The organism is Solilutibacter pythonis, from assembly GCF_003697345.1.
GTDB classification, from domain to species: domain Bacteria; phylum Pseudomonadota; class Gammaproteobacteria; order Xanthomonadales; family Xanthomonadaceae; genus Solilutibacter; species Solilutibacter pythonis.
In genome coordinates, this window is the sequence record NZ_RFLY01000004.1 from 82,966 (window position 1) to 102,109 (window position 19,144).

General features: G+C 69.4%; 22 protein-coding genes and 1 riboswitch. Of the genes, 13 read left to right on the forward strand and 9 right to left on the reverse strand.

Going from position 1 to position 19,144, the window contains the following annotated elements; genetic code table 11:
- Window positions 1–14: 14 nt before the first annotated feature.
- The 8 genes from EBB59_RS03835 to moeB form a co-directional block, all read right to left on the reverse strand.
- On the reverse strand, window positions 15–350 hold the full coding sequence (locus EBB59_RS03835) for a hypothetical protein (protein ID WP_122100828.1): 336 nt from the start codon (window positions 348–350) through the stop codon (window positions 15–17).
- The gene (locus tag EBB59_RS03840; protein WP_122100829.1) at window positions 347–883 is read right to left on the reverse strand and encodes a molybdopterin synthase catalytic subunit; all 537 of its coding nucleotides are present in this window, start codon (window positions 881–883) and stop codon (window positions 347–349) included. The genes EBB59_RS03835 and EBB59_RS03840 overlap by 4 nt, the downstream gene beginning before the upstream one ends.
- Before the next feature lie 3 nt (window positions 884–886).
- Window positions 887–1,150 carry a thiamine biosynthesis protein ThiS gene (locus EBB59_RS03845; RefSeq protein WP_122100830.1) on the reverse strand — a complete coding sequence of 88 codons (264 nt, stop codon included), beginning with the start codon at window positions 1,148–1,150 and terminating at the stop codon, window positions 887–889.
- Window positions 1,147–2,397 carry a molybdopterin molybdotransferase MoeA gene (locus tag EBB59_RS03850; protein ID WP_122100831.1) on the reverse strand — a complete coding sequence of 417 codons (1,251 nt, stop codon included), beginning with the start codon at window positions 2,395–2,397 and terminating at the stop codon, window positions 1,147–1,149. Before EBB59_RS03850 ends, EBB59_RS03845 begins: the two co-directional genes overlap by 4 nt.
- On the reverse strand, window positions 2,394–3,395 hold the full coding sequence (gene moaCB / locus EBB59_RS03855; RefSeq protein WP_122100832.1) for a bifunctional molybdenum cofactor biosynthesis protein MoaC/MoaB: 1,002 nt from the start codon (window positions 3,393–3,395) through the stop codon (window positions 2,394–2,396). The genes EBB59_RS03850 and moaCB overlap by 4 nt, the downstream gene beginning before the upstream one ends.
- A gap of 6 nt (window positions 3,396–3,401) precedes the next feature.
- Window positions 3,402–4,385, reverse strand: coding sequence for a GTP 3',8-cyclase MoaA (moaA, locus tag EBB59_RS03860; RefSeq protein WP_122100833.1), 984 nt, complete (start codon window positions 4,383–4,385; stop codon window positions 3,402–3,404).
- Window positions 4,375–4,502: riboswitch (molybdenum cofactor riboswitch) on the reverse strand. Its footprint overlaps the gene before it by 11 nt.
- 62 nt (window positions 4,503–4,564) lie before the next feature.
- Window positions 4,565–5,761 (reverse strand): alginate export family protein, encoded by a 1,197-nt coding sequence (locus EBB59_RS03865; RefSeq protein ID WP_122100834.1) that lies wholly within the window; start codon window positions 5,759–5,761, stop codon window positions 4,565–4,567.
- 117 nt (window positions 5,762–5,878) lie between these two features.
- Window positions 5,879–6,967 (reverse strand): molybdopterin-synthase adenylyltransferase MoeB, encoded by a 1,089-nt coding sequence (gene moeB / locus EBB59_RS03870; RefSeq protein WP_158601703.1) that lies wholly within the window; start codon window positions 6,965–6,967, stop codon window positions 5,879–5,881.
- Window positions 6,968–7,250: 283 nt separating this feature from the next.
- On the opposite strand from moeB, the gene EBB59_RS03875 reads away from it, so the two are divergent.
- From EBB59_RS03875 to EBB59_RS03900, 6 genes are all read left to right on the forward strand, one after another.
- The gene (locus EBB59_RS03875; RefSeq protein WP_122100836.1) at window positions 7,251–8,303 is read left to right on the forward strand and encodes an NAD(P)-dependent alcohol dehydrogenase; all 1,053 of its coding nucleotides are present in this window, start codon (window positions 7,251–7,253) and stop codon (window positions 8,301–8,303) included.
- 88 nt (window positions 8,304–8,391) lie between these two features.
- Window positions 8,392–8,910 (forward strand): c-type cytochrome, encoded by a 519-nt coding sequence (locus EBB59_RS03880; RefSeq protein WP_122100837.1) that lies wholly within the window; start codon window positions 8,392–8,394, stop codon window positions 8,908–8,910.
- A 105-nt stretch (window positions 8,911–9,015) separates the two neighbouring features.
- Entirely contained in the window at window positions 9,016–10,752 is a 1,737-nt protein-coding gene (locus EBB59_RS03885) for an ExeM/NucH family extracellular endonuclease (RefSeq protein WP_122100838.1), read from the forward strand.
- A 9-nt stretch (window positions 10,753–10,761) separates the two neighbouring features.
- Window positions 10,762–11,466: an alpha/beta hydrolase gene (locus EBB59_RS03890; RefSeq protein WP_122100839.1), complete on the forward strand. Its 705-nt coding sequence runs from the start codon at window positions 10,762–10,764 to the stop codon at window positions 11,464–11,466.
- The gene (gene zapE / locus EBB59_RS03895) at window positions 11,463–12,551 is read left to right on the forward strand and encodes a cell division protein ZapE (RefSeq protein ID WP_122100840.1); all 1,089 of its coding nucleotides are present in this window, start codon (window positions 11,463–11,465) and stop codon (window positions 12,549–12,551) included. Before EBB59_RS03890 ends, zapE begins: the two co-directional genes overlap by 4 nt.
- 91 nt (window positions 12,552–12,642) lie before the next feature.
- Complete coding sequence (locus tag EBB59_RS03900; protein WP_122100841.1) at window positions 12,643–13,956, forward strand: amidohydrolase; 1,314 nt, start codon at window positions 12,643–12,645, stop codon at window positions 13,954–13,956.
- 187 nt (window positions 13,957–14,143) lie between these two features.
- Here the strand turns inward: EBB59_RS03900 and EBB59_RS03905 are convergent, their stop codons facing one another.
- Window positions 14,144–15,037, reverse strand: a complete 894-nt coding sequence (locus EBB59_RS03905) for a LysR family transcriptional regulator (protein ID WP_122100842.1) — start codon at window positions 15,035–15,037, stop codon at window positions 14,144–14,146.
- A gap of 95 nt (window positions 15,038–15,132) precedes the next feature.
- Between EBB59_RS03905 and EBB59_RS03910 the strand changes: the two genes are divergently transcribed.
- The 7 genes from EBB59_RS03910 to EBB59_RS03945 all read left to right on the forward strand — a co-directional run bounded on the left by EBB59_RS03910 (window position 15,133) and on the right by EBB59_RS03945 (window position 19,114).
- Window positions 15,133–15,378 (forward strand): hypothetical protein, encoded by a 246-nt coding sequence (locus EBB59_RS03910; RefSeq protein ID WP_147455498.1) that lies wholly within the window; start codon window positions 15,133–15,135, stop codon window positions 15,376–15,378.
- Window positions 15,375–15,764: a carboxymuconolactone decarboxylase family protein gene (locus EBB59_RS03915; protein ID WP_122100844.1), complete on the forward strand. Its 390-nt coding sequence runs from the start codon at window positions 15,375–15,377 to the stop codon at window positions 15,762–15,764. Before EBB59_RS03910 ends, EBB59_RS03915 begins: the two co-directional genes overlap by 4 nt.
- Window positions 15,761–16,750, forward strand: a complete 990-nt coding sequence (locus tag EBB59_RS03920) for an aldo/keto reductase (RefSeq protein ID WP_122100845.1) — start codon at window positions 15,761–15,763, stop codon at window positions 16,748–16,750. Before EBB59_RS03915 ends, EBB59_RS03920 begins: the two co-directional genes overlap by 4 nt.
- A 63-nt stretch (window positions 16,751–16,813) precedes the next feature.
- Complete coding sequence (gene queF, locus EBB59_RS03925; protein WP_122100846.1) at window positions 16,814–17,635, forward strand: NADPH-dependent 7-cyano-7-deazaguanine reductase QueF; 822 nt, start codon at window positions 16,814–16,816, stop codon at window positions 17,633–17,635.
- An 82-nt stretch (window positions 17,636–17,717) separates the two neighbouring features.
- The gene (locus tag EBB59_RS03930) at window positions 17,718–17,993 is read left to right on the forward strand and encodes a LysM peptidoglycan-binding domain-containing protein (protein WP_122100847.1); all 276 of its coding nucleotides are present in this window, start codon (window positions 17,718–17,720) and stop codon (window positions 17,991–17,993) included.
- Window positions 17,994–18,029: 36 nt separating this feature from the next.
- On the forward strand, window positions 18,030–18,512 hold the full coding sequence (locus EBB59_RS13745; protein ID WP_158601704.1) for a hypothetical protein: 483 nt from the start codon (window positions 18,030–18,032) through the stop codon (window positions 18,510–18,512).
- 182 nt (window positions 18,513–18,694) lie between these two features.
- Complete coding sequence (locus tag EBB59_RS03945) at window positions 18,695–19,114, forward strand: VOC family protein (RefSeq protein WP_122100850.1); 420 nt, start codon at window positions 18,695–18,697, stop codon at window positions 19,112–19,114.
- Window positions 19,115–19,144 lie beyond the last annotated feature (30 nt).

Sequence of the window (19,144 nt, forward strand, 5' to 3'; positions counted from 1 at the left end):
GGCGCAGCGCAAGTTCATCGCGCCGGGGCGCGCGACCGCCCGGCGCGGACGCTCTCGCGCACGTCCACCTCGAACAGGAACGACAGCGCGCCGATATCGACGCGCACCCCTTCCCGGCTGGGCAGCGTGGCCACGTGCGCCTCCACCAGCGCGCGCGGCAGTCGCAGCGACCAGCGCCCGGCCGTCGGGTCGAAGCGGGGCGTGTCGTCGTCGCTCAGGGCCAGCAGGCAGGCCAGTCCGAGCGCACCGGCGCAGGGGGCGAGCGAAACCGGATCGCCCGCCAACAGGGCGGCGAGTTCGCGTTCGTCGATGCGCCAGCGCAAGGCTTTGTCGGTGAGTTGCACTTTCATGGGGGGTCTCCATGCGGGTGATCGCAGTGCCCGGCATCCGCCCCGGCGACGGGCGTCGCCGGCGGACGGTCGGCGTGGTCGGCGTCGCAGAGCGAGCAGCCTTCGCTCCATTCGCTGCTGCCATCGACGTAGTGCTCCTGTTTCCAGATCGGCGAGCGGTGTTTGACGTGCTCGATCACCTCGCGGCAGGCCAGGAACGCTTCGTGGCGGTGCGGGCTGCCGGCGGCCACGACCACCGCGACGTCGCCGACGTCCAGCGCGCCCTTGGCGTGGGCCACGTAGATCCGCATGAGCGGGCCGTGACGCGCGATGGCGGCTTCGGCGGCGGCGCGGAATTGCACCAGCGCCAATGCGTCGAACATGTCGTAGGCGATGCCGGTGCATGCGCGGCCCCGGGTGTGGCGCCTGACCCGCCCCACGAAGAGCGACTGGCCGCCGAAGGCTTCGTCGGTGACGAAATCCAGCGCCTGCGCGGGGTCGGGCCTGGCGGAACTCGCATCCAGCACGTGAACCGAAATACGGGCCTCGGGCATGGCTCAGCCTCCGTTGACCGGCGGCAGGACGGCGAGCGCCCCGTCATGCGGAACGGCATCGTCATCGCGCAGAACGCGGCTGGCATCGGCGAACGCGGACTGGGCCAGGACATCGTGCGCCAAAGGCGGCCAGTGGGCGGCGGCGTATTCCGCCAACGCGGCGCGCACCTCGCCGATGCGCGCGCCGGCGGCGAGCGGCAGGCGCAGGCGCGCGGTGGGCTCCCAACTGCGGAACACGCCGAAGAGTTGCAGTTCGATGGCGTTCATGGCGTCTGGCTCCAAAAAGGATGGCAATGGGTAAGCGGCCACACCGGCGCCAGAACGCCGCTGTCGAACCCTTCGGCGGATTCGGGAAGCTCCAGCCAGGCGTTGGCCAGCGCCAGCGGACGGATGCGGAAGGATTCCTGGCCGTGCAGGGAATGCACGCGCGCCTGCCCGCCGCCATCGATCCCGACATCGGCCTTGTGGTAACGCGTGAAGCCGGGTTTCCCGGCCACCGGCGCGGCCAGCGGCAGCATGAGCGGCCGCTCGGCCGGCATGCCCAGCATGCGGCGCAGCGCCGGTTCGACGAAGAAGCGCAGGCCGACCGCGCTCGACACCGGGTTGCCCGGCAAACCGAAACACAGGGCGCCGCCGGGCAGTTGCGCGAAGAGAAGCGGTTTTCCCGGCCGCATCCTGAGCTTGTGGAAGTGGATGCGCGCGCCCATCGCCACCAACGCATCGGGGATGAAGTCGTAATGCCCCATCGACACCGCGCCGGTGCTGACGATGACCTCGGCCCCCGCCGCCAGCGCGCGCCCGAGCGCCTCGACGAACGCCATGGTCTCGTCGCCCACGGTTTCGCGCAGCACCACCTCGGCGCCGGCCTCGCGCAGCCGAGCCTCCAGGTACGGCCCGTTGGTGTTGCGGATTTCGCCCTCGCGCAAGGGCCGCTCGTCGTCCACCAGCTCGCGGCCGGTGTTGAGCAAGGCCGCGCGGGGGCGGCGCGCCACCGGTACGCGATGCGCCGCCGCGCCGCGCAACAGCATGGCGAGCGCCGGCGTCACCCAGGCGCCCGCGGGGGCGAGGATCGCGCCCGCCGCGACATCCTCGCCGGCTCGGCGCACGTGCTGGCCCTGCGCCACGTCCGCGCACAGTCGGATGGTTCGCGGCACGCCGTCGGCATCGCGGTCGAGCACGTCCACCTGCTCGACCGGAACCACGCTGTCGCACCCGGCCGGGACGCGCGCGCCGGTCATGATTTCGCAGGCGCTGCCGGGGGCGAGCACCGTTGCGCCATCGCCCGCGGCCAGGCGCGCGGACACCGGCAGCGCGGTGCCGGCGGGCACCACGCCGGCCGCCACGCGCAGGCCGAAGCCATCCATCGCGCTGTTGTCGAAGGGCGGCAGGGCGTGGGTCGCGCGCACGTCCTCGGCCAGCACCCGGCCGGGCGCGTCGTCGATGGATACGCACTCGCCCGGCAATGCCCGCGCATGGGCCTCGATCAACGCGCGCGCCTGGTGTACCGGCATCATGGGTGCGGCTCCCCGCGCACCATGGCGATCGCGTGCGCCAGCAGCGGCGCGAGGATATCCATGCCTTGTTTCACCGCGCGCGGGCTGCCGGGCAGCGCGATGACCAGCATGTCTCCCAACAGCACCGCTTCGGCGCGGCTCAGCCATGCCAGCGAGGTGTGCGCAGCACTGGCGCTGCGAAACAGTTCGGCCAACCCCGGTACACGCCGTGTGGCGACATCGACCAGGGCTTCCGGCGTGAGGTCGCGCGCGCCCAGCCCGGTGCCGCCGGTGCACACGACCAGTTGCGTGCCTTCATCACTCAGCCGGGAGAGCAGGGCGCCGAGCGCGCCGCGATCGTCCGGCAGCAGGTGCTGGCCCACCCGAGCGCCCAGCGCGGTGAGCCGCGCCACGGCGAGCGGGCCGGCTTCGTCGGCATAGATCCCGGCGTGGGCGCGGTCGCTCAACGTCACCACGTGCGCGGAAACGTCATCGAGGCGCGGCTCCTTGCGTGGGCGGTAATGGCGTGTTTCCTCTTCCGTGAGCGATTGCGGGCAGATCCACAGGCCCTTCTTTCCGCCTTCCTTGAACAGCAGATGCACGTCATCGATGGTGAGGTCGGGCTTGACCGGCTTGGTGAGGTCGTAGAGCGTCAGCAGCGCGGCGTTGACGCCGGCCAGCGCTTCCATCTCCACGCCGGTGCGGGCAAGGGTGGCCACTTCGCAATACACGCGGATCGCCTGGCGTTCGGCCACCGGGACGCAACGGACATCCACGTACTCCAGCAACAATGGGTGGCACAGCGGCATGAGCGCGCTGGCCTGCTTGGCGCCCTGGAGGCCGGCGACCTCGGCCATCGTCATGGCATCGCCCTTGGGCAGCCGTTTCTCCACGACGAGGGCGAACGCATCGCCGGCCCGCAACTCGCCCACCGCCACCGCGCGGCGCTCGGTCGCGCGCTTGCGGCGCACGTCGGCCATGTGGAATCCGCCGGGCGGGGAGTCGATCTTTTCTTTCATCAGCTTTCAACCTCCAATGGCGGCGAGATGAGGGGTCAGGCCGGTATCGCCGCCATGCAGGCCGTGCCCGATCGCCTTGATGCCGAGCTGGCGGGCGATCGTGGCCCGCAACAGTGGTTGCTGGTCGTCGCGCTGGAGAAGCGGGCGCAGCGGAATCCCCACGTTGCCGAACAGGCAAAGCCGCAGCTCGCCCTGGCTGGTGACGCGCAGGCGGTTGCACCCGGCGCAGAAATCCTTCGAATAGGGCGCGATCACGCCGATGCGCCCGCGATAGCCGGGGTGCGCATATTCGCGGGCGGGGCCGGCCCCCGGCGCGCGCGGACACGGCGACCAGCCGCTGTCGGCCAGGGAATTCTCCAGCGCTTCGGCGCGCAGATGATGGCGCTGGAAGTACTCGGCGTTCTGGCCGGTCTGCATCAGCTCGATGAAGCGGATCGCCACCGGCCGCTCGCGGATGTAATCGAGCCACAGCGGCATCTGGTCGTCGTTCAGGCCCCGCAGCAACACGGCGTTCAATTTCACCGCTGGCGCCGGCAGGGCGAGCGCGCGCTCGATCCCCGCCAGCACCCGGGGCAGGTCGTCGTGCCCGGTGATGGACTGGAAACGGGCGCGAGAAAGCGAATCGACGCTGACGTTGAGATGGGTCAGGCCGGCGCCGCGCCAGTCGTCGATGCGCTTGTCCAGCAGGCATCCGTTGGTCGTGAGCGCCACGGTGTCGATGCCGGGCGTCTCGGCGACGGTGGCGATGATCCGCGTCAGGTCCCGGCGCAGCGACGGCTCGCCGCCGGTCAGGCGCAGCTTGCGCGTCCCCAATGCCGCGAAGGCGCGCAGCAGCCGGGCGATCTCGTCGATTTCCAGTTCGGGCGCCCTACCCTCGATGGCGCGGAAACCGTCCGGCAGGCAATAGCTGCAACGATAGTTGCACGCTTCCAGCAGGGAGAGCCGGAGATAGGAAAACGTCCGCCCGAAGCGGTCGGTCAGCGATGTCATCCACACTCCTTTCCAAACACGGGAGGCGCTGGTGTTTCCCCCGGCACCCAGTGCCCCGCGGGGGCACGACCGCGCGCCATGCCAAGGCGAAGGCGACGCGGTTCGGAGCGCCAACGCGGCAGGGCGCGGCTGGCGGTCGAACGTTACTACAGCGGCCCCGGCCCGGACTTTGACCTACATCAGCGCGACCATTCGAGCTGGAACCATACCTTTCGCGTATCCCGCGCGAAACCATCGCTGCGGTAATCGGCGAGCTTCAGCAGCGCCTGCAACCCGGGGCGCAGCGCCAAGCCGACCGAGGCATCCAGCTCGCGGCCGTAACGCGCGCCGCCATCGGCGCGGAAATCATGCCACGCCAGTTCCCAACGGCCTTTTCTCCCACCCAGTTGGAAACCGCGACGCACGGCGGCGAAACGATCCTCCAGCCCGCCCGGCGGCGTGACCATGAACTTGTCCGCCCAGCCATTGAACGCATGCAGGGTGCCCAGCGGGGCCTGGAACGAACGTTCGTGCCCGCGCCCCAGTTTTTCATAGCCGAGACGGTAAGTGGTGCCGGCATGTTCCAGCCACGGCTCCACCCGCAGGTATCGCGCGCCGCCCACCCGCGCACGGGCATGGCCGCTCTGCCGGGCGCCTTCCACCTCCAGGCCCCATTTCGTGTGCCCGGTAAGCGGCCATGCACCGTTCCAGCGCGCGCCCAGGGTGCGCGACGAAGCACCCGGCACGTCCTTGTCCTCGATCCAGTAACCGTATCCGGCCAGCGTGCCGGCGCGGGCAAGCCCTTGTTCGACCGTGAGCAGACGGCCGTCCAGGCGGCGTTCGCGGGCCAGGGGGGCGATGGCGTTGTCGCCAAACACCCGACGCACGCGATTGAGCCAGATCGCCCGCGCCCGCGTCCGCGCGGTGATGTCGAACTGACCGCCGATGGCATCGAAAGTCTGCTCGTTCTGGCGCCAGCCGACGTTGCCGATGAAGCGTTGGTTGTCCAGCGCCAGGCGCTGCCGCCCCGCGCGCACGCCGCCCCTTGCCCCTTTCCAGCCGACCCACGCCTGGTTCAACTCGAACGCGCGCGCGTCCGGCACCAGAGGATAGGTGGTTTGTCGGTTGGCCCCGGAGTTGAAGCGCCGATTGAGTTCCACCACGCCTTCGGCCTCGGCGAACGCTTCCCAGCCATTCGACAGCCTGGGCGCGAAGCCGGCGCGAAGCCGCAGCGTGTCGGCATTGGCCTGCCTGGCGAACGCCCCGTCGCTGACGAATTCGTGCCGATAGCGCGCGCTCAACGACCATGGATCGGCCGCGGCGGCGGGTTCCGCCGCGCTGGTCGGCCCGCCTGCCAGCGCGCATATGCCCACGACGATGAAGCTCAACGTTTTCATGTATCCCGTCCCTATTTGAACGGGCGAAGTGTGCCGCCGCTCGCGATTGCCTGTCTTTGAGATGTGTCAAGGCGGATGGCATTCATCGCGCCCGGCCGCCGCCCGGGCGGCGGCCCGTCAGCCCGCGCGCTTCTGGCAGACCTCGCAGGCCGGGTCCGCCCGTATCGCCAGGCGGCGGAAATCCGCCGTCGAGAGATCGACGTGCAACAACGTGCCGGCCAGCGATGCGCCGACCCCCAGCAGCAGCTTGAGGACTTCGGTCGCCTGCAACAGGCCGATGGTGCCCGGCACCACGCCCAGCACGCCCGCCTCGGCGCAGTTGGGCAACGGGGCCACGCCCGGCCGCTCGGGGAAAAGGCAGTTGTAGCAGGGCATCTCCGGCGCATCCGCCGCCGGGTGGAAAACGCCGACCTGTCCTTCGAACCCCTGCACCGCGCCATAGACCAGCGGCACCGCGCGCCGCACGCAGCCACGGTTGAGGAGGTAGCGCGTGGCGAGGTTGTCCGAGCCATCCACCGCCACGTCCACCCCGTCGAGGAGCGCTTCGATGGTCGATTCGTCGAGCCGCCCGACCACCGGCTCGACCGCGATCGCGGGATTCAGCGCGCACAGCGTCTCCAGCGCCGAATCGACTTTCCGCATGCCGATCCGCGCTTCGGCGTGCAGCACCTGGCGCTGCAAATTACTGCGCTCGACCCGATCGTCATCGACCAGCCTGATCCGCCCGACGCCAGCCGCCGCGAGATACAGCGCGATGGGCGAGCCCAGCCCACCCGCGCCGACGATGAGCACGCGGGCGTCCTCCAGCTTGCGCTGCCCCGCGATCCCCACCTCGGGCAGCTTGATCTGGCGCGAATAACGATCCGCCCAGGCCGGATCCAGGCCGCCACTCTCGACCGGCAGCCCCGCCGCGCGCCAGGCCGCCATGCCACCCTCGACGGAAGCCACATCGCTAAAGCCCTCGGCCAGCAGGATGCCCGCCGCCGCCCGCGACCGCGCGCCGGAGGCGCAGATCAGCATGAGAGCGGCATCGGGCCGGCACGCCGCCAGCCCGGGGTGCCGCGACAGCGACGGCGGCGGGATTCTCCAGGCATCGGGGGCCACGCCCAGCGCCTGCTCGTGCGGCTCGCGCACATCGATGATGCGTGCCTCGCCGCGCGCCAATCGCGCCCACGCATCGCGCGCGGAAATCGAACGGATGCTCACAAGCGGGCCTCCCGGGACATTTCGCGTCCAGCATCGACGCGCGGTGATTGGTGCATTGCGTAACCCATCTACGTATCGGCGTCGCCAGGCCGGCGACCGGCGCGCGCACCGCGTTGGTCGGCGGCCCGGGCGTCCTCCGCCCCGCCCGCTCACCGGCGGGAGGCGGGCACCTTACCACCGAACGTCGCGGCGCCGGCATCCGCCCCGGGACGACCGGCGCGCCCCATTGCCGGCGCTTTCATACACCACATGCAATGCTGGCGTTCCCGCTTTGGAGCCCGCCATGAACATCCACGCCCTTGGCGCACACGCCGCCGCCCGCCCGCTGGAGCCGATGCGCATCGAGCGCCGCGCCGTGGGCCCGCGCGACGTGCAAATCGACATCGCCCACTGCGGCATCTGCCATTCCGACCTGCACACCGTGCGCTCGGAATGGGCCGGCACCCGCTACCCCTGCGTGCCGGGGCATGAAATCGTCGGCCGGGTGAGCGCGGTCGGCGCCGGGGTCGAGCGCTTCCGGCCCGGCGACCTGGCCGGCGTCGGCTGCATGGTCGACAGTTGCGGCCAGTGCGACGCCTGCGGCGAAGGGCTGGAGCAGTATTGCGAACACGGCTTCACCGGCACTTACAACGGGCCTTGCGCCGAAGCGCCGGGCCACACGCTGGGCGGTTATTCCGAGCGCATCGTGGTCGACGAACGGTTCGTACTGCGCATCCGTCACCCCGAGGCGCAGTTGGCGGCGGTAGCGCCGCTGCTATGCGCGGGGATCACCACCTGGTCGCCACTGCGCCATTGGCGGGCCGGGCCGGGCAAGACCGTGGGCATCGTCGGCATTGGCGGGCTGGGCCACATGGGGGTGAAACTGGCCGCGGCGCTCGGCGCGCGCGTGGTGGCCTTCACCACCTCGGAATCCAAGCGCCAAGACGCCCTCGCGCTCGGCGCGCACGAAGTGGTGGTCTCGCGCAACGCCGCCGAAATGAAGGCGCAGGCCGACCGCTTCGACATCGTGCTCGATACCGTCGCCGCCAGCCATTCGCTCGACGATTACACCCGCCTGCTGAAACGCGACGGCCAACTGGTGCTGGTCGGCATACCCGAGCATCCGCACCCGGCGCCGAACATCGCCGCGCTGATCTTCAAGCGCCGGGCGATCGCCGGTTCGCTCATCGGCGGCATCGCCGAGACCCAGGAGATGCTGGATTTCTGCGCCCGCCACGGGATCGTCGCCGACATCAAGCCGATCCGCGCCGACCAGATCGAACACGCCTACGCGCGGATGCTGCGCAGCGACGTGAAATACCGTTTCGTGGTCGATTGCGCCACGCTCGCCGGCTGACCCCGGCCCCGGCTATGGTGAGCGTTGCCCGCGGCCTTTATACTGCCGGGCTGGAGGCGGCCAACCGGGTCGTCCGGGGCATTAGCACGTGAACAAGCACGATTCCGTCTTCCTGAAAAAATTCTCCACGGTCATCGCCTTCCTGGTCGTGGTGACGATCGGCCTAATCTTCTTGGCACGCCACATCAACAAGCTGCTGCCGGCGGAAATGACCCCGCAGGCGCAGGCCCAGACCGATGCCCGTATCACCCCGGTCGGCGCGGTCTACGTCGGCGCCGAGGGCATGGCCCGGGCGCTGGCCGCCGATGCCGCGCGCGCGGCCGCCGTCACCTCGCAGGCGGCCTACGGCGGCACCCTGGACGGCAAGGTGATCTACGACAGCCTGTGCACCGGCTGCCATACCTCGGGCGCCGGCGGCGCACCGAAGCTCGATGCCGCCGGGATCGGCGCGCGCCTGGCGCAGCAGGGCCTGGACGAACTGGTGAAAAAGGCCATCGGTGGCTTCACCGGCAGCACCGGCGTGATGCCCGCCAAGGGCGGCAACCCGGCACTGACCGACGAACAGGTGCAAAAGACCGTCGAATGGATGGTCGAGCAAAGCAAGTAAACCGCCGCATCGCGATGACGCCGCCTTCGGGCGGCGTTTTCGTTTTCGCCCGCGACGCGCCCACCGCCGCTGGAACACCTACCTCCCTTTCGCCCCCAGCCCGCCATGCGCCCGATCCGTCCATTCGTCCCGCCGCTCCTCGCCGCCCTGCTCGCCGGCTGCCTTTCCTCCCCGCCGCCGGCCGCGCCCGCCGCGCTCGCCATCGGCGCGGTGCAGGGAGCCGGCCCGCGAAGCCCGCTGACCGGCCGCGAAGTGCGGGTTGCCGGCGTGATCACCGCAGACTTCTCCCCTGGCCTCGGCCTCCTCGCATTGCAGGATGACGGCGATGGCGACGACGCCACTTCCGACGCCCTGTTCCTCGCCGGCGCGCCGGCCGGCCTGAAGCCTGGCGACGCCCTGTCGGTGCGCGGGGTCGTGGTCGAACTCGACAGCGGCCGCGAAACCACCGTCACCGCGCTCCGGGTGATCGAAGCGCGCGCCCTGCCGCCGCGCCCGCTGCCGGCGGCAAGGCCACTGGCCGCCGCGCCGGCCAGTCCCGCCGGCTGGGAATCGCTGGAAGCGATGCGGGTCGGCGTGCCGGTGGCGCTGACGCTCACCGGCACCCGGAACGCCGCGCGCTTCGGCGAATGGCAGGCAAGTACCGACGGCCGGCTGTGGACGCCCACCGAGATCGCCCGACCCGGCCCGGCGGCTGCCGCACTTGGCCGCCGCAACCACGCCCGCACCCTGTGGCTCGACGACGGCCACGCCCGCGCGCGCGCCGGCACCGCGATGAGCCGCGAAATCCCGCGCACCGGCAGCGTGCTGAGCGGCGTGGAAGGCATCGTCGATCAACGCTTTGGCCGCTACCGGCTGCAACTGGCGGCCATGCCGCGCGTGGCAGCCGCCGCGCGGCCGGCCCCGCCCGCCCGCGCCGGCGACCTGCGCATCGTCGCCTTCAACCTGCAAAACCTGTTCAACGGCGATGGAAAAGGCGGCGGCTTCCCAACCGCGCGCGGGGCCGCGACGCAAGCCGACTACCTGCGCCAGCGCGCCCGGCACGTCGCCGTACTGGCCGCGCTGGATGCCGACATCGTCGCCCTGATGGAGCTGGAGAACGACGGCCAGGACGCGCTGTCGTCGGAATCGCAACTGCTGGCCGCGCTCAACCTCGCCCACGGCGGCGATTGGAAAGCGGTGCCAGTGCCGGCCAATGCCAGCACCGACGCGATCCGCGTCGGCATCGTCTACCGCGCCTCGAAAGTACGCCTGCTGGGCGCCGCCGACACCCTCGATGACGACACCTTCGCCACGCGCAACCGCCCGCCGCTGGCCGCGCGCTTCCGCGCCGGGGCCGGGCCGGCCTTCGCGGTGATCGCCAACCACCTGAAATCCAAGGGCTGCCGCGACGCGAAAGGCGCCGACGCCGACCAGCGCGACGGCCAATCCTGCTGGAGCGCCACCCGCCTGGACGCCGTGCAAAAACTCGACCGCTGGTATCGCCAGCGCTTCGCCACGATGCCGGCATTGATGCTGGGCGACTTCAACGCCTACGCCATGGAAGACCCGCCGCGATGGCTGCGCGACGCCGGCTGGCGCGACGCCTTCGCCGACACCGACACCGACAAACCCTACTCCTACGTCTACGACGGCCAGGCCGGCCGCCTCGACCACGCCTTCCTCAATGCCGCGATGGCGGCGCGGCTGGCCGCCGCCACCGAATGGCACATCAACGCCGACGAACCCGACCTCGCGCCCGCGGCCGACGCGCCGGCCGCGCCCTGGCGCAGCGCCGACCACGATCCACTGGCGATCGACCTGCGCCTCGGCGCGCGGCGAAAGACCCACCCCCGTGGCGATTAAAATGCGCGCATGAATCCCCCCGCATTCCCCACCCAGGACACCCCACTCACGCTCCCCGGCCCCACCGGCCCGCTGGAAACGGTGGTGGAACTTCCCGATGCCGGCGGCACGCCGCAGCCAGTCGTCGCCATCGTCTGCCATCCTCTGCCCACCGAGGGCGGCACGATGAACAACAAAGTGGTGACGATGACCGCACGCGCGCTCCGCGAGCTGGGCGTGACCACCGTACGTTTCAATTTCCGCGGCACCGGCCACTCCGCCGGCGAATTCGACGAAGGCGTGGGCGAACAGGCCGACTTGCGCGCGGTGGCCGCCTGGGTGCGCGCCGAGCGCCCGGAAGCGCTGCTGTGGCTGGCTGGCTTCAGCTTTGGCGCGTTCGTGTCCATCCGCGCATCCGCCACGCTCGAACCGGCCGCGCTGATCTCGCTGGCGCCCCCGGCCGGACGCTGGGATTTCGATGACGCCGCGCCGCCCATGCCGTGGCTGGTGGTCCAGGGCGAAGAGGACGAAATCGTCGACCCCAACGCCGTCTATCACTGGCTGGAACGGCTCGACGCTCCGCGACTGACCCTGGTGAAAATGCCCGGCTGCTCGCATTTCTTCCACGGCAAGCTGGTCGATCTGCGCGGCGTGGTGAAGAACACCGCCCGGCACTGGCTGCCGAATCCGCCGCGGGAGACCACCCCCCCACCCTCCGCCGAACCCGCCGAATGAACCCCGCGCCCGGTACAGCCTATGCCGCCGGCGTCGAACGCGGCGACTGGCGGGACGACCCCGCCCAACGCGCGGCGATGGCCGAACTCGACCGCCTGCATGCGGCCCTGTCCGCCCCGGCGGAGCCGCCCGGCCTGCTCGGCCGGCTGCTCGGCCGGCACGCCCCGCCGCCGCCGCGCGGCCTGTACCTGTGGGGCGGCGTTGGCCGCGGCAAGACCTTCATGGTCGATCTGTTCTTCGACTCGCTGGATTTCCCGGAAAAACGCCGCGCCCACTTCCATCGCTTCATGCGCGACATGCACGCCCGCCTGAAAGCGCACGCCGGCGAACGCGACCCGCTGGCCGCCATCGCCCGGGAATGGCGGCGCGACATGCGGGTGCTGGTGCTGGACGAATTCTTCGTCACCGACATCGGCGACGCCATGCTGCTCGGCCGGCTGCTGGAGCGCCTGTTCGCCGAAGGCGTGGTGCTGGTGACGACCTCCAACACCGCGCCGGCCAATCTGTACAAGGACGGTCTCCAGCGCGCGCGCTTCCTGCCGGCCATCGCCCTCATCCAACAGCACTGCGTAGTGATGGAGATCGAATCCAGCACCGATTACCGCCTGCGCGAACTGACCCGCTCGCCGGTGTATTTCTCCCCGGCCGGCGCTGCCGCCGACGCCTGGCTCCAGCAACGCTGGCAGACCCTCACCCACGCACCGGCGCGGCCCGGCGCGCTGGATATCGATGGCCGCGCGATCCCCGTGCGCGCCCGCCACCACGGCTTCGTCTGGTTCGATTTCGGCGCCCTTTGCGAAGGCCCGCGCGCCGCCGCCGATTACATCGAGATCGCCAGCGAATTCCACACCGTCCTGCTCGGCGGCATTCCGCGCTTCGAAGGCGCCAACGATGACGCCGCGCGCCGCTTCGTCACCGCCATCGACGAGTTCTACGACCGCCACGTCAACCTGATCGCCGCCGCCGACGCCGCGCCAGTCGATCTCTACCACGGCGAACGCCTGGCGCACGCCTTCGAACGCACCGCCTCGCGGCTCATCGAGATGCAAAGCGCCGAGTATCTCGCGCGCGAGCACCTGACCTAGACCGGCCCCGCGCCATCGCGCCCCGGCCCATTCCAAGGCGGCGCGGCAATCTGGTTTAGCATCGTTTCCAACCAACTCACGGGAAAACGAGATGCGCCTTTCACTACTCGCCACCGTTTTAACCGCCACGCTGCTGCCCGCCCCCCAAGTCAGCGCCCAGGGCAGGCCGGAAGTCGATGCCGCCGCCAGACGCCTGCAAAACGACGTCATCGCCTGGCGACGCGATTTCCACCAGTTCCCCGAGCTTTCCAACCGCGAAGAACGCACCGCGGCGAAAGTGGCCGCGCACCTGCGCAAACTGGGCCTGAAGCCGCAGACCGGCATCGCCCACCACGGCGTCGTCGCCCTCATCGAAGGCGGCAAGCCCGGGCCCAGGCTCGCCTTGCGCGCCGACATGGACGCGCTACCCGTTACCGAACAAGTCGATCTGCCGTTCGCCTCGAAAGTCACCACCACCTTCAACGGCCAGCGGACCGGGGTGATGCACGCCTGCGGCCACGATGCCCATACCGCGATCCTGATGGGCGTGGCCGAAGCGCTGGTGGCGATGAAAAAAGACCTGCCCGGGCAGGTGATGCTGATCTTTCAGCCGGCCGAGGAAGGCGCGCCGCCACCCGAGGCGGGCGGCGCCTCGCTGATGCTGAAGGAAGGCTTGTTCCGCGATTTCAAGCCCGAAGCGGTATTCGGCCTGCACGTGTTCTCCACCCTGCCGGCCGGCACCCTCGGCATCCGCCAGGGGCCGCTGATGGCGGCCAGCGATTATTTCAGCATCGAGGTACAGGGCCGGCAGACCCACGGCTCCCGGCCCTGGGGCGGCATCGACCCGATCGCCGCCAGCGCCGATCTGGTCGGCACGCTGCAAACCGTCATCAGCCGCCGTACCGATATCACCAAACTGCCGGCGGTGGTCACGGTCGGCACCATCCAGGGCGGCATCCGCTACAACATCATCCCCGATTCGGTGCGGATGGAAGGCACCCTGCGCACCTTCGACGACGCCATGCGCGCCGGCATCGTCAAGGACATGCGCAACGTGGTCGAACACAGCGCCGCCGCCCACGGCGCCAAGGCGCGTCTGGACATCGGCGATGAAACCGGCAACCCCGTCACCTATAACGACCCAGCGCTCACCGCGCGCATGCTCCCCAGCCTGAAAGCGGTGGCCGGCGACGGCAAGGTCATCGAACCGCCGCTGCAAATGGGCGCGGAGGACTTCAGCTACTACGCCAAGGAAGTGCCGGGCGTGTTCTTCTTCGTCGGCGCCACCGAGACCGGCATCGACCCGGCCAGCGCGCCCTCCAACCATTCGCCGCTGTTCAAGCTCGACGAATCCGCGCTCGACATCGGCCTGCGCGCGATGCTGCAAATGTCGCTGGACTACCTGCACGGCGGCGCGAAGGATTGAGCGATGCGCGATGGCAGACTCCGCATTCGGGTGATCGACCGCCAAACCGGCGCGCTTCCACCCGAAGCGGAGCGCCGTAGCGCCGCACCCGGCTTGCCGCTGCCGCCGGCGCGGGTCCAGCCAGCCGGTTCATCCAGCGCGTCACGCCATCCATCCGTTACCTGAATCGGTCAGACGCCGCACCACTTCACCCCGCACGCAGGAAATCCACGAACGCGCGCAGCTTCAGCGGCAGGTGTTCGCGCGCCGGGTAATAGACGAAAAGCTGCTCGGGCGGGGCGGCGAAATCCGCCAGAACCTGGCGTAGCCGGCCCTCGGCCAGGTGTTCACGCACGGTGTTCTCGAATTGCAGCGCCAGCCCCGCTCCCGTCAGCGCCGCTTGCTGGGACAGGCGGTTGTCGTTGACCACCAGGCGACCCGGCACGTCCATTCGGAACTCGCGACCTTCGGCATCACCAAACAGCCACGGCATGATCCGCTGGCTGCCGGGGAGGCGGAAACGGATGCACTCGTGCACGGTCAGATCGGCGGGCGTCCGCGGCGGACGGTGGCGGGCGAGGTAATCCGGTGCGCCGACCACGACCAGCCGCTGTGGCGGCCCCACCGGCAACGCCACCATGTCCAGCGCCAATGTCTCACCCAGACGGATGCCGGCATCGAAGCCGCCGGCCACCAAGTCGGCCAAGGTGTCGTCGGCATGGAGATCCAGTTCGATTTTCGGATGGCGAGCCAGGAATTCCGCCAACACCGGCTCGATCAGCAGACCGATCGCCAGCCGCGAGGCATTGATCCGCAAGCATCCGGCCGGTTCGCCACGGCGTTCGGCCAGCGCCTCGAACGCGGCTTCCAACATCGCCAGCGCCGGCGCGACCTGGGCTAGGAAGCGTTCGCCCTCCTCGGTCAGCCCGACCCGCCGCGTGGTGCGGTTGAACAGGCGCACGCGGGTATCGGCTTCGAGCGCCCGCACCGATTGCGACAGCGCCGAGGCCGAAACGCCCAATACGCCGGCCGCGCGGCTGAAGCTGCCGTGGCAGGCGACGGCGGCGAAAGCGGTGAGGGCGGAAAAACGGGCCGCACTCATCGTGAAGTTTCACTTCAATAGGTATTCGTATCTTGCCGGTTTTTCATCGCAATCAATGCACTCATGCTGTTCGCATCGCTCGGCCGGGACATTCCATGCGTCGCTTGATTCCTGCTTTGCTCTGCCTGCCCGGCCTCTCCGCCGCCACGCCGCCGCGCATCCTGGTTCACGGCGATTCCGACCGTTGGAGCCGGATGCCGGCGGCCAGCGGCTTGCCCACCATCCGCTACCCGATGTCTCGCGTAGTGCTGGTCGCGCCGCCGGCGCTGGGCGGCATGCGCCGCTCCCCGATCGGCGCGCGATTCGATGCGCAATCGCTGCGCAAAAGGACAACGCCATGACCCGCACACCGATCACCATGGAAGCCGGCTTGCAACGCATCGAAACCCTGCTGGGCAAGGACAGCCGCGCATCGATGGAACGCGCCGCCCACGACACCCCACTGACCGCGCGGGCCGAGGCCATCGCCGTGGGCGAAATCTATGGCGAACACGGCACGCTCGATCTCAAGACTCGGGAACTCGTCACCGTCGCCGTGCTGGCCGCGCGCGGCGATGCCGCCCCGCAGTTGCGCGTACACCTGCAAGGCGCGCGCAACGCCGGGGCCAGCCGCGCCGAAATCTTCGCCACGCTCGACCAGTTGCATCCCTATACCGGCCTGCCGGTGGCGTTGAACGCCATCCGCGTGGCCCGGGAATTTTTCGACCAAGCAGGAGACGCCCGATGAAAACCCGCACCCTCGGCCCCGCCGGCCCGGCAGTCTCCATGCAGGGCCTCGGCTGCATGGGCATGAGCGACTTCTACGCTGGCCGCGAGGATGAAACCGAATCGATCACCACCATCCATCGCGCGCTCGAACTGGGTGTGACTCTGTTCGACACCGCCGACATGTACGGCCCGCACACCAACGAAACGTTGCTGGGCCGCGCCTTGAAGGGACGACGCGAGCATGCCTTCGTCGCCACCAAGTTCGGCATCATCCGCGACCCGGCGAACCCGGCGGCGCGCGGCATAGATGGCCGGCCGGAATACGTGCGCGCCTCGGTGGAAGGCAGCCTGAAGCGGCTCGGCACCGGCCACATCGACCTGTATTACCAGCATCGGATCGACCCCAGGACGCCCATCGAGGAAACCGTCGGCGCGATGGCCGATTTGGTGCGCGCCGGCAAGGTGCGCTGGATCGGCCTGTCCGAAGTGTCCGCCGATACCCTCCGTCGCGCCCATGCCGTGCATCCGATCACCGCCGTGCAGACCGAATACTCGTTGTGGACGCGCGAGGTGGAAACCCATGGCGTACTCGACGCCTGCCGCGAACTCGGCATCGGCTTCGTCGCCTACAGCCCGCTCGGGCGCGGCTTCCTGACCGGCAAGTTCCGCGCGCCGGACGACTTCGACGCCGACGACTACCGTCGCACCAGCCCGCGTTTCCAGGGCGATAATTTCGCGCGCAATCTCACCCTGGTCGATACGGTCAAGACCATCGCCGACGACTTGGGCGTGACGCCCGGACAACTCGCACTGGCCTGGGTACTGGCGCGCGATCCGCATCTCGTCGCCATCCCCGGCACCAAACGGCGCAAGTATTTGGAAGAAAACCTCGCAGCCACGGAAGTGACGTTGAGCGCCCAAGACATGAATCGCATCGAAGCGGCCTTTCCACTGGATGCGGCAGCCGGCGCGCGCTATCCAGAGGCGGCCAGCTCGAATCGCTGAAGCCCTCGCCACACCCGCGGCGACAACCACGCCCCGCCACCCGCGCTCGCCGATAATGCCGCCATGAGCACCGCCCACAACTCGCCCGACACCAGCCAGCTTGGCCGGGAAACCGCCTATCCCGAGCATTACGACGCCCGCCTGCTGTTTCCCATCCCGCGCGCGCGGGGTCGCGCCGCGCTGGGCATCGACGGCGCTCCGCCCTTCGTCGGGTTCGATGCCTGGAACGCCTACGAACTGAGCTGGCTGGACGCACGCGGCAAACCACGGGTGGCGGTGGCGCGCTTCACGGTGCCGGCCGACTCGCCGAACCTGATCGAATCGAAATCCTTCAAGCTCTATCTCAATTCGTTCAACCGCGAGCGGGTGGAAGACGACACCGCACTGCGCGCGCGCATCGAAACCGATCTGTCGACCGCCGCCGCCGCGCCGGTGACGATGCATCCGGCGCTGCCGCCGATGGGCGAGGCCGGCGGCGAATGCATCGACGGCCTCGATATCGCCATCGACGACTACGGCCCGCCCAACGCCGGCCACCTGAGCGCCGCCGATGACGAAACCGTCGAGGAAATCCTCTCCTCCCACCTGCTGAAATCCAATTGTCCGGTGACTGGCCAGCCGGACTGGGCCAGCGTGGTCATCGCCTATCGCGGCCCGCGTATCGCCCGCGAAGGACTGCTGCGTTACCTGGTCAGCTTCCGCGACCACCGCGAATTCCACGAGCAATGCGTCGAGCGCATCTTCATCGACCTGACGGCCCGCTGCCGGCCGCGATCGCTCTCGGTGGAAGCCTGCTATACCCGCCGTGGCGGGCTGGACATCAACCCCTGGCGGGCCACGCCCGATTGCGCCGCGCCGCCACCGCGTCGCCTGCCGCGCCAATAGCCATTCTTTCACCCCGGCACGATCCGTTCTTAACGGGCCGCATGCAACGCTGCGCCCCGTGCATCCCGCACAGGAGCCCGACATGCCCACCGACACCGATCCCGACAAGCTTTCCTTATCCGGCGCCACCGGTTCCGGCGGCGCGGACTTCTCCGCCGTGACCGGAGGCAGCAGCGCCACGGTCGGCGCCGGCGGCGACCAGCAGCGCTATACCGTCCAGGCCGGCGACTCCCTGTCGAAGATCGCCAAGGCGGTCTATGGCGACGGCAGCCGGTGGAACGCGATCTTCGAGGCCAACAAGGACCAGATCGACGACCCCGACAAGATATTCCCGGGGCAAGTGCTCCGTATTCCCTGATTGCCCAGCCCCTCCCCCTTACCAGGAACGCCCCCCATGAAACGCAAGCAGATTTCCATCGCCCTGGCCACCGCGCTGGTCGCCACCATCGGCATTGCCGGCTGCAAGAAGAAAGAAGAACCCATGCCGCCGCCGCCCGCCGCCGAGACCGCCCCGGCCCCCACCCCGGCACCGGAACCCGCACCCGCCCCGGCCAGCGCCGGCATCGTCTCGATCGATCTGGGCAATGCCCTCGGCGCGGACGGCAAAGTGACCACGCCTGGCACCCGCTTCGGCAAGAACGACACCATCTACGCCTCGATCAATACCAGCGGCGACGGCGCCGGCAAGAAGATCGCCGCCAAATGGACTTTTCAGGATGGCCAGACCGTGCATGAAGAAAGCCGCGACATGACCGGCGCCGACACCACCTACGAATTCCACGTCGCCAACCCGAAAGGCTGGCCGGCCGGCAAATACAAGGTGGACGTCAGCATGGACGGCGGCGCGGCGCAGAGCCGCGAGTTCGAGGTAAAGTAAGCCCCGGGCAACCACGCCGGTCGGTCGCCAGTGGATCGGGGCCGGCGTCGGGCGCCTGCCAACCGGCAGGCCGCACCATTCACGAGAAACCGGCAACCCCGCTTCGATCGCGCGCTTTCCAAAAAACCGGCAACTCAATGCCTGCCGTATATTTGCGACGCGCGCATACATGAAGGACACCGATGGAAATCGAGTGCATCGCCGGATTCGCCGTGATTACAAAACAGCCATCGGCCAGTGTCGCGCTTTACCGCGAACGCCTTGGGTTGCCGCTGGCGGGGCAAGAAGATTACCTGTTCATGGATCGATTCCCGGGATCCAACCATTTCGGCGTATGGCCGCTCGCCATGGCGGCCCGCACCTGCTTTGGTCAGGACGAATGGCCCGGGCATGTGCCCGAGCCGACAGCGACCCTGGAATTCGAACTGGTCGATGCCGGCGCGGTCGCGGCCGCGGTCGAGGAAATGAAAGAACAGGGCCATGCATTCATTCACGAAGCCAGAACCGAACCCTGGGGCCAGACAGTCGCCAGGTTCATCAGCCCCGAGGGGGTTCTGATCGGCCTGAGCCACGCGCCCTGGCTACACGAGCGTGATGGCTGAATCATCAACCGGGCAGGTGCCGCTTCGCGG